This is a genomic window from Azospirillum brasilense (assembly GCF_005222205.1).
GTDB lineage: Bacteria > Pseudomonadota > Alphaproteobacteria > Azospirillales > Azospirillaceae > Azospirillum > Azospirillum brasilense_G.
In genome coordinates this window covers 442,478-451,492 of sequence record NZ_CP032347.1, presented here as the reverse complement: position 1 = coordinate 451,492, position 9,015 = coordinate 442,478, and the positions used below count along the sequence as shown (strand labels likewise).

The 9,015-nt window shown below is 67.7% G+C and carries 9 protein-coding genes; 8 read left to right on the top strand and 1 reads right to left on the bottom strand.

Features of this window, described 5'->3' with window-relative positions:
* Positions 1-143: 143 nt before the first annotated feature.
* Positions 144-347, top strand: coding sequence for a DUF3008 family protein (locus D3869_RS24245; RefSeq protein WP_137142345.1), 204 nt, complete (start codon positions 144-146; stop codon positions 345-347).
* A 31-nt stretch (positions 348-378) separates the two neighbouring features.
* Here D3869_RS24245 and D3869_RS24240 read toward each other — a convergent pair whose 3' ends face one another.
* Positions 379-984, bottom strand: coding sequence for a DedA family protein (locus D3869_RS24240; RefSeq protein ID WP_137142344.1), 606 nt, complete (start codon positions 982-984; stop codon positions 379-381).
* A gap of 210 nt (positions 985-1,194) precedes the next feature.
* On the opposite strand from D3869_RS24240, the gene glpD reads away from it, so the two are divergent.
* The 7 genes from glpD (at position 1,195) to D3869_RS24205 (ending at position 8,836) form a co-directional block, all read left to right on the top strand.
* Complete coding sequence (gene glpD, locus D3869_RS24235) at positions 1,195-2,736, top strand: glycerol-3-phosphate dehydrogenase (RefSeq protein WP_137142343.1); 1,542 nt, start codon at positions 1,195-1,197, stop codon at positions 2,734-2,736.
* Between the two features lie 68 nt (positions 2,737-2,804).
* Positions 2,805-3,908, top strand: a complete 1,104-nt coding sequence (locus D3869_RS24230) for an ABC transporter ATP-binding protein (protein WP_040136345.1) — start codon at positions 2,805-2,807, stop codon at positions 3,906-3,908.
* A 16-nt stretch (positions 3,909-3,924) separates the two neighbouring features.
* Positions 3,925-5,013, top strand: a complete 1,089-nt coding sequence (locus D3869_RS24225; RefSeq protein ID WP_137142342.1) for an ABC transporter ATP-binding protein — start codon at positions 3,925-3,927, stop codon at positions 5,011-5,013.
* Positions 5,013-5,897: a carbohydrate ABC transporter permease gene (locus tag D3869_RS24220; protein ID WP_014242526.1), complete on the top strand. Its 885-nt coding sequence runs from the start codon at positions 5,013-5,015 to the stop codon at positions 5,895-5,897. The genes D3869_RS24225 and D3869_RS24220 overlap by 1 nt, the downstream gene beginning before the upstream one ends.
* Positions 5,898-5,912: 15 nt before the next feature.
* Positions 5,913-6,710 (top strand): carbohydrate ABC transporter permease, encoded by a 798-nt coding sequence (locus tag D3869_RS24215; protein ID WP_014242527.1) that lies wholly within the window; start codon positions 5,913-5,915, stop codon positions 6,708-6,710.
* 19 nt (positions 6,711-6,729) lie between these two features.
* Entirely contained in the window at positions 6,730-7,023 is a 294-nt protein-coding gene (locus tag D3869_RS24210) for a DUF2160 domain-containing protein (protein WP_014242528.1), read from the top strand.
* A gap of 58 nt (positions 7,024-7,081) precedes the next feature.
* Positions 7,082-8,836, top strand: coding sequence for an ABC transporter substrate-binding protein (locus tag D3869_RS24205; RefSeq protein ID WP_137106001.1), 1,755 nt, complete (start codon positions 7,082-7,084; stop codon positions 8,834-8,836).
* Positions 8,837-9,015: the final 179 nt, after the last annotated feature.

Here is a 9,015-nt window from a genome sequence, read left to right as displayed (position 1 = left end):
GAGTCTCACGGACGCCGGGCGGCGCGACCGGCGCGGTGGAGCCATCAAAGGTTGCGGCGCCGGCGGGACGGACGGAATTCGTCTCAGCCCTGTTGATGGCCTGTTGAAGGACAGTGCGTTCACATCACGGTTGGAGGGGACGGATGAGCAAGGCGGAGTCCAAGAAGCAGCAGATGGCCGCGGGCGCGGCGCTGGCGGCCAAGCGCGGGGAGCAGCCGGAATCCAGTCTGCGCGGGGCCTCGAAGGAGATGGCGAAGTCAATGAGTGAAAAGGAACTGCAGGAGATGGCATCCGCAAAACGGAAGGACTTGCCCACCCGCAGTTCGAAAGATGAAGCGAAGGATTGAGGGTTGTGGACACTGACGGGGAAACACCCCGTCAGTTCTGCTCCTGCGGGCGGAAGGTGGCGACGCGATAGGCGTACCAGGCGGCGATGGCGGCGATGACCAGCTTGGCCACCGGGTCCATCCAGCCCGACACCTTGTCGTACTGGCCCTCCAGCAGATAGCCGGCGCCGGCGAGGACCAGCGACCACAGCGCCGTTCCGATGGTCGAGAAGACCATGAAGCGGGCCAGACCCATCCCGGCGATCCCGGCGGGAACGGAGATCAGCGTCCGCACCGCCGGGATCAGGCGCCCGATCAGCACCGACGCCCCGCTGTGCCGGCGGAACCAGCCCGTCGCCTCGTCAACCTGCGCGGGCGCCACCGTCAGCCAGCGGCCATGCCGGGCGGCCAGCCGCTTCAGCCGTTCGCTGCCCAGCCACAGCCCGGCGTAATACCAGAACAGCGCGCCCGCCACCGAACCCGCGGTGCCCGCCAGAACCACCAGCGGCAGGCTGAGATCCCCGCGTGCGGCGACGAATCCGGCCAACGGCATGATGAGTTCCGATGGGATGGGCGGAAAGACGTTCTCCAGCAGCATCAGAAGCGCAATGCCGGCGTAGCCGCCGCTTTCGACCAAGTCAGTGATCCACTCGAACACGCGGTCCTCCGGTTCCGGTTGCCTGGATAACCCGCCAGCGCCGCGGGAGTTCACCGGCTCCCCCAACGAGGGAGGGGGGATGGCGCCATCGTCTTTCGTATCGCTTTCACTTTTTTCGTATTGCGGCCTGTCGAACCCTCAGCTACCGTTTGAAACGAAAACAAAGGCGCAGACCGCAAGGGGCGGGCGCACAGCGGAGAGGAGGGATGGATGGCCGGGGTCTACGACCTTGCCATCGTCGGCGGCGGCATCAACGGCTCCGGCATCGCGCGCGATGCCGCGGGGCGGGGCTGCTCCGTCTATCTGTGCGAACAGAAGGATCTGGCGTCGGGCACGTCCTCGGCCTCGACCAAGCTGATCCACGGCGGCCTGCGCTACCTGGAATATTACGAGTTCCGGCTGGTCCGCGAGGCGCTGCGCGAGCGCGAGGTGCTGTGGCGCATGGCGCCGCACATCATCTGGCCGCTGCGCTTCGTCCTGCCCCACCTGCCCGGCCTGCGGCCCTCCTGGTTCCTGCGGCTGGGCCTGTTCCTCTATGACCATCTCGGCGGGCGGGAGAGGCTGCCGGGCACGCGCGGGCTCGATCTGCGCAGCGATCCGGCGGGAAAGCCGCTGAAGCCGGGTTTCGGTCGCGCTTTCGAATATTCGGATTGCTGGGTCGACGACGCGCGTCTGGTGGTCCTGAACGCACAGGACGCCGCCCGCATGGGCGCGACGATCCGCACCCGCACCCGTTTCCTGAACGCCGTCCGCGAGGACGGGCTGTGGACCGTGACGGTCGAGGACGCGCGCAGCGGCCAGCGCAGCAGCATCCGCGCCCGCGCGCTGGTCAACGCCGCCGGCCCCTGGGTGTCGGAGGTGATGCGGCAGGGCGCGCGGTCCACGGTGGACGCGCGCATCCGTCTGGTCCAGGGCTCGCACATCGTGGTGCCGAAGCTGTTCGACCACGACCGCTGCTACATCTTCCAGAACGCCGACAAGCGGATCGTCTTCGCCATCCCCTACGAGCGCGACTTCACCCTGATCGGCACCACCGACAACGACTACCAGGGCGATCCGGCGGACGCCCGGGCGTCGGAGGCGGAGATCGCCTATCTCTGCGCCGCCGCCGGGGACTATTTCGCCAAGCCGGTGACGCCCGCCGACGTGGTGTGGACCTATTCCGGCGTCCGCCCGCTCTATGACGACGGCGCCTCGACGGCGCAGGCGGCGACCCGCGACTATGTGCTGGCGCTCGACGCGCCGGGCGACGGCAAGGCGGCGCTGCTCAACATCTTCGGCGGCAAGATCACCACCTACCGCCGTCTGGCCGACGCGGCCATCGCCAAGCTGGCGCCGTTCCTGCCGAAGCTCGCCCCAGGCGCCTCGGACTGGAGCAGCGCCGGGACCCTGCCGGGCGGCGATTTCCCGGTGGACGGCGTCGCGGCACTGGCCGCCGAACTGCGCGGGCGGGCGCCCTTCCTGACGCAGCCGCATCTGGAGCGGCTGGTGCGCACCTACGGCACCCGCGCCCGTCGGATTCTCGACAGCGCTGCGCGGCCGGAGGATCTGGGCCGCGATTTCGGCGGCACCCTGACCGAGGCCGAGGTCCGCTATCTGATGACGGAGGAATGGGCGGAGACCGCCGAGGACGTGCTGTGGCGCCGGACCAAGCTGGGGCTGCGGCTGGACACCGCCCAGGCGCAGGCGCTCGACGCCTTCATGACGGAGGAGCGCAGCCGGAGGGAGAGGGCATCCGACGCTGCCGAATAGCGGGCGTGGAAAAACGGCGACAAGAACCATCTCAATAAAGAAAAAATGAATATTGGGGAGGAAGGCCGGTGGGCTTGGTTCTGGACAAGGTCAGCAGGCACGTCGGCGGCCACGTTCACCTCGAAAACGTGTCGCTGAGCCTGGAGCGCGGGTCGCTGAACGTTCTGCTGGGGCCGACCCTGTCGGGCAAGACGTCGCTGATGCGGCTGATGGCCGGGCTGGACGTGCCCAGCGCTGGGCGCGTGCTGGTGGACGGTGTGGACGTGACGGGGCGGCACGTCCGCGAACGCTCCGTCGCCATGGTCTACCAGCAATTCATCAACTACCCCTCCCTGACCGTCTACGAGAACATCGCCTCCCCCCTGCGGGTCGCCCGCCGGCCCAAGGACGAAATCGACCGCAAGGTGCGGGAGGCCGCCCGCCTGCTGAAGCTGGAGCCCTACCTGCAGCGCACGCCGCAGCAGCTCTCCGGCGGCCAGCAGCAGCGCACCGCCATCGCCCGCGCCCTGGTGAAGGAGGCGCAGCTCGTCCTGCTCGACGAGCCGCTGGCCAACCTGGACTACAAGCTGCGCGAGGAATTGCGGGAGGAGCTGCCGAAGATCTTCGCCGCGACCGGCGCGGTCTTCGTCTACGCGACGACCGAGCCGGCGGAGGCGCTGCTGCTCCGCGGCAACACGGCGACTTTGTGGGAAGGGCGGCTGGCGCAGTTCGGGCGCACCCCGGACGTCTACCGCCGCCCGGCCAACCTGACCAGCGCGCGCGTGTTCTCCGACCCGCCGCTCAACACCATGCGGGTGCACAAGCGCGGCCTGCAGATCGTGCTGGCGACCGGTGAGCACGGGCCGGCGCGCGGCGTCCTGGCGGAGTTGCCGGACGACGACTACACCATCGGCTTTCGCGCCGACCACCTGCACCTGACGCGGCCCCATGCCGACGCGATGTCCCTGAGCGGTGCCGTGGCGGTCAGCGAGATCACCGGTTCGGAGAGTTTCGTCCACATCGACCTGCCGCGCACGGATGGAGGAACCGACCGCTGGGTCGCCGTCACCCGCGGCGTGCTGGAGGTCGAGCCGGGCGAGCGGATCGAGTGCTTCATCGACCCGCGGCGGCTGTTCGTGTTCGGCCATGACGGGCGGCTGGCCGCGGCGCCGCCGCTGGTCATGGCGGCGTGACGGGAGGGCGGACGGCATGGCGCGCATCGACCTTCAATCCCTCGGCCACAGCTACACCCCCAATCCGAAAAGCGACGACGACTACGCGCTGAAGCCGATGACCCATGTGTGGGAGCAGGGCGGCGCCTACGCGCTGCTCGGGCCGTCGGGCTGCGGCAAGACCACGCTGCTGAACATCATCTCCGGCCTGCTGACCCCCAGCGAGGGGCGGGTGCTGTTCGACGGCAAGGACGTGACGGCGCTGCCGACCGAGGCGCGCAACATTGCCCAGGTTTTCCAGTTCCCCGTCGTCTACGACACCATGACGGTCTACGAGAACCTCGCCTTTCCGCTGCGCAACCGCGGCCTGCGCGGGGCGCCGCTCGACGCGCGGGTGCGCGAGATCGCCGGGCTGCTCGACCTGACGGCGGACCTGAACCGGCGCGGGCGGAACCTGACCGCCGACGCCAAGCAGAAGATCTCGCTGGGGCGCGGGCTGGTGCGTCCGGACGTGGCGGCCATCCTGTTCGACGAGCCGCTGACCGTCATCGACCCGCATCTGAAATGGGAGCTGCGGTCGAAGCTGAAGGCGCTGCACCGCGCGCTCGACCTGACGATGATCTACGTGACCCACGACCAGACGGAGGCGCTGACCTTCGCCGACAGGGTGGTGGTGATGCATGACGGGCGCGTCGTCCAGGTCGGCCGCCCGCAGGAGCTGTTCGAGCGGCCCGCCCACGTCTTCGTCGGCCATTTCATCGGGTCGCCGGGCATGAATGTCCTGCCGGCGGAGGTGTCGGGCCGCGCCGCGCGGGTCGGCGGGCACGTCATCGCGCTGCGCCGCGACTATCCGACGCTCAATGGCGGAGCGAAAATCGAAATCGGCGTGCGGCCGGAGTTCGCCACGCTGGCTCCCGCCGGGGCCGGCGGCGTGCCGGTGCGGGTGCGCCGGCTGGACGATCTGGGGCGCACGCGCATCGCGCGGGTGGAGCTGTCGGGCCTGCCGATGGCGGCGACGGTGCCGGAGGATCTGACGCTGGCGGGGGACGAGGCGTCGCTGCTGCTCGACCCCGCCATGGTGCATGTCTACGCGGACGGAACGCTCGTGGAAGGGGAGGCGGCGTGATGGACAAACCCGTCAACCAGGGGGCATGGCTGCTGGTCCTGCCGGTTCTGCTGATCGTTGCCTTCTCGGCCATCCTGCCGCTGATGACGGTGGTCAACTACTCGGTGCAGGACACCTTCGGGAACAACCAGTTCTTCTGGAACGGCATCGGCTGGTACCAGGAGCTTCTCGACCCCTCCACCGACCTCGGCGGGCGCTTCTTCGACGCGCTGTGGCGCAACCTGCTGTTCTCGCTGCTGATCCTGCTGATCGAGGTGCCGCTGGGCATCGCCGTGGCGCTGAGCATGCCGCGCCACGGCTGGCGGGTGGCGGCGACGCTGGTGGTGTTGGCTCTGCCGCTGCTGATCCCGTGGAACGTCGTCGGCACCATCTGGCAGATCTTCGCCCGCGAGGACATCGGCCTGCTGGGCTGGGCGGTCAACCGGCTGGGCATCCCCTACAACTACACGGCGGACCCGCTGTCGGCCTGGGTGACCATCGTGGTGATGGACGTCTGGCACTGGACCTCGCTGGTCGCACTGCTCTGCTACGCCGGCCTGCGCTCCATTCCCGACGCCTTCTACCAGGCGGCCCGGATCGACGGCGCCTCGCGCTGGGCGGTGTTCCGCAACATCCAATTGCCGAAGATGCATCGGGTGCTGCTGATCGCCGTTCTGCTGCGCTTCATGGACAGCTTCATGATCTACACCGAGCCCTTCGTGGTGACCGGCGGCGGCCCCGGCAACTCGACCACCTTCGTGTCGATCGACCTCGTCAAGCTGGCGCTGGGGCAGTTCGACTTGGGCAAGGCCGCGGCCCTGTCCATCGTCTACAACCTGATCATCCTGGCGGTCTGCTGGGTCTTCTACACGGTCATGACGCGCATGGACGCGCAACGGAACTAGCAAAGGAAACGGGCCATGCTGCGCGCACGGATCGTCCTCACGCTCTACATCCTGTTCCTGATGCTGCCGATCTACTGGCTCGTGAACATGAGCCTGAAGACGAACACCGAGATCGTCAGCGGCCTGACGCTGTGGCCCCACACCCTGACCTTCGAGAATTACCGACGCATCTTCACCGACTCGTCCTGGTATTCGGGCTATCTGAACTCGCTGCAGTATGTGGCGCTGAACACGGTGCTGTCGATCGCGCTGGCCCTGCCGGCGGCCTACGCCTTTTCGCGCTACCGCTTCGTCGGCGACAAGCATCTGTTCTTCTGGCTGCTGTCCAACCGCATGGCCCCGGCGGCGGTCTTCGCGCTGCCCTTCTTCAACCTCTATTCCGCCATCGGGCTGTTCGACACGCCGCTGGCCGTGGCGCTGGCCCACTGCCTGTTCAACGTGCCGCTGGCGGTGTGGATCCTGGAGGGCTTCATGTCGGGGGTACCGCGGGAGATCGACGAAACCGCCTATCTCGATGGCTACAGCTTTCCGCGTTTCTTCGTGAAGATCTTCATGCCGCTGGTGGCCAGCGGGATCGGCGTCACCGCCTTCTTCTGCTTCATGTTCAGCTGGGTCGAGCTGCTGCTGGCGCGCACGCTGACCTCGGTGGACGCCAAGCCCATCGCGGCGACGATGACGCGCACCGTCTCGGCCTCCGGCATGGATTGGGGGCTGCTGGCGGCGGCGGGGGTGCTGACCATCCTGCCCGGCGCGCTGGTGATCTGGTTCGTGCGCAACTACATCGCCAAGGGCTTCGCCCTGGGCCGCGTCTGACGGGAGGGAGGACGCCGCCATGGACACCGTCACCGAACACCTCGCCTGGATGGCCTGGACCTGGCAGACCGGCGCCTTCTTCGCCGTCATCGCCGGGCTGCTGACCCTGCTGACCGTCCTGGCGCTCAACCGGCCGGAGGTGGCGCGCCCCGGCGTGCTGGGCATCACCACGACGCGCGGCGACCGGCTGTTCATCACGCTGCTCGGCAGCGCCTTCATCCACCTCGCCTGGCTGGGGCTGGTGGGCGGGGAGGTGCACTACGCGACGGCACTTTCGCTTCTTTACGCCGCGGCGGTCTTCCGCTGGGTGTGACGGCCGGCCGTCGCCGGCCGGAACGGGCCTAAAACAATGGAAACGGGAGGAAACAACGATGCGTACCCTGTATCTCGCCTCCGCATCCGCGGCGGCGCTTCTTCTGTCATCGGCCCCGGCCTTCGCCGACATCGAGGCGGCCAAGCGCTGGATCGACAGCGAGTTCCAGCCTTCGACCCTGTCGAAGGAGGAGCAGCTGAAGGAAATGCAGTGGTTCATCGACGCCGCCAAGCCCTTCGCCGGCATGGAGATCAACGTCGTCTCCGAGACCATCACCACCCATGAGTACGAGGCCCGGACGCTCGCCAGGGCCTTCAGCGAGATCACCGGCATCAAGCTGCGCCACGACCTGATCCAGGAAGGCGACGTGGTGGAGAAAATCCAGACGCAGATGCAGTCCGGCAAGAACATCTACGACGCCTGGATCAACGACAGCGACCTGATCGGCACCCATTTCCGCTACAAGCAGGCCGTGGCGCTCAGCGACTGGATGGAGGGGGAGGGCAAGGACGTCACGTCCCCCACGCTGGACGTGAACGACTTCATCGGCAAATCCTTCGGCACCGGTCCGGACGGCAAGCTCTACCAGCTTCCCGACCAGCAGTTCGCCAACCTCTACTGGTTCCGCTACGACTGGTTCCAGCGCCCGGACCTGAAGGAGAAGTTCAAGGCCAAGTACGGCTACGAGCTGGGCGTCCCGGTCAACTGGTCGGCCTATGAGGACATCGCCGAGTTCTTCACCAACGACGTGAAGGAGATCGACGGCGTCAAGGTCTACGGCCACATGGACTACGGCAAGAAGGACCCGTCGCTGGGCTGGCGCTTCACCGACGCGTGGCTGTCGATGGCCGGCAACGGCGACAAGGGTCTGCCCAACGGCAAGCCGGTGGACGAGTGGGGCATCCGCATGGAGGGCTGTAGCCCGGTCGGCTCCTCCGTCGAGCGGGGCGGCGACACCAACGGCCCGGCCGCCGTCTACTCCGTCACCAAATACGTGGAGTGGCTGAAGAAATACGCGCCGCCGCAGGCCGCTGGCATGACCTTCTCCGAATCCGGCCCGGTGCCGGCCCAGGGCAACGTCGCGCAGCAGATGTTCTGGTACACCGCCTTCACCGCCGACATGGTGAAGGACGGCCTGCCGGTGGTGAACGCCGACGGCACGCCGAAATGGCGCATGGCCCCGTCGCCCAAGGGCGCCTATTGGAAGGACGGCATGAAGCTGGGCTACCAGGACGCCGGGTCGTGGACTCTGCTGAAATCCACCCCGGTGGACCGCCGCAAGGCGGCGTGGCTCTACGCCCAGTTCACCATGGCGAAGTCGGTCAGCCTGAAGAAGAGCCATGTCGGCCTGACCTTCATCCGGGAAAGCGACATCTGGGACAAGAGCTTCACCGAACGCGCGCCGAAGCTGGGCGGGCTGGTCGAGTTCTACCGCTCCCCCGCGCGCGTGCAGTGGACGCCGACCGGCGTGAACGTGCCGGATTACCCGAAGCTGGCGCAGCTCTGGTGGCAGAACATCGGCGATGCCTCCTCCGGCGCCAAGACGCCGCAGGCGGCCATGGACGCGCTGGCCGCGGCCCAGGACTCGGTGATGGAGCGGCTGGAGCGGTCGGGCGTTCAGGGCGAATGCGGGCCGAAGCTGAACAAGAAGGAGTCGGCGGAGTTCTGGTTCGCCAAGGCCGAGAAGGACGGCACCACCGCGCCGCAGCGCAAGCTGTCCAACGAGAAGCCCAAGGGCGAGACGGTGGACTACGACCAGCTCATCAAGTCCTGGCCGGCCTCGCCGCCGAAGAAGGCCGCGATGGCGCAGTGATGCGATGACTTGAATCCCTCTCCCGTCCCGGGAGAGGGTGGCCCGAAGGGCCGGGTGAGGGTCGTTCGAGGATCAAGGTGCTGATCCTTGCCAGTACCCTCACCCTCCCACGCTGACGCGTGGGTCCCTCCCTCTCCCGGGACGGGAGAGGGGAAAGAAGAAAGACCATAGGAAAGACC

Bases quoted from the DNA above. Each gene is read 5' to 3' on its own strand.
- D3869_RS24245 (WP_137142345.1), top strand. From the start codon at position 144: ATGAGCAAGGCGGAGTCCAAGAAGCAGCAGATGGCCGCGGGCGCGGCG.
- glpD (WP_137142343.1), top strand. From the start codon at position 1,195: ATGGCCGGGGTCTACGACCTTGCCATCGTCGGCGGCGGCATCAACGGC.
- D3869_RS24225 (WP_137142342.1), top strand. From the start codon at position 3,925: ATGGCGCGCATCGACCTTCAATCCCTCGGCCACAGCTACACCCCCAAT.
- D3869_RS24220 (WP_014242526.1), top strand. From the start codon at position 5,013: ATGGACAAACCCGTCAACCAGGGGGCATGGCTGCTGGTCCTGCCGGTT.
- D3869_RS24215 (WP_014242527.1), top strand. From the start codon at position 5,913: ATGCTGCGCGCACGGATCGTCCTCACGCTCTACATCCTGTTCCTGATG.
- D3869_RS24210 (WP_014242528.1), top strand. From the start codon at position 6,730: ATGGACACCGTCACCGAACACCTCGCCTGGATGGCCTGGACCTGGCAG.
- D3869_RS24205 (WP_137106001.1), top strand. From the start codon at position 7,082: ATGCGTACCCTGTATCTCGCCTCCGCATCCGCGGCGGCGCTTCTTCTG.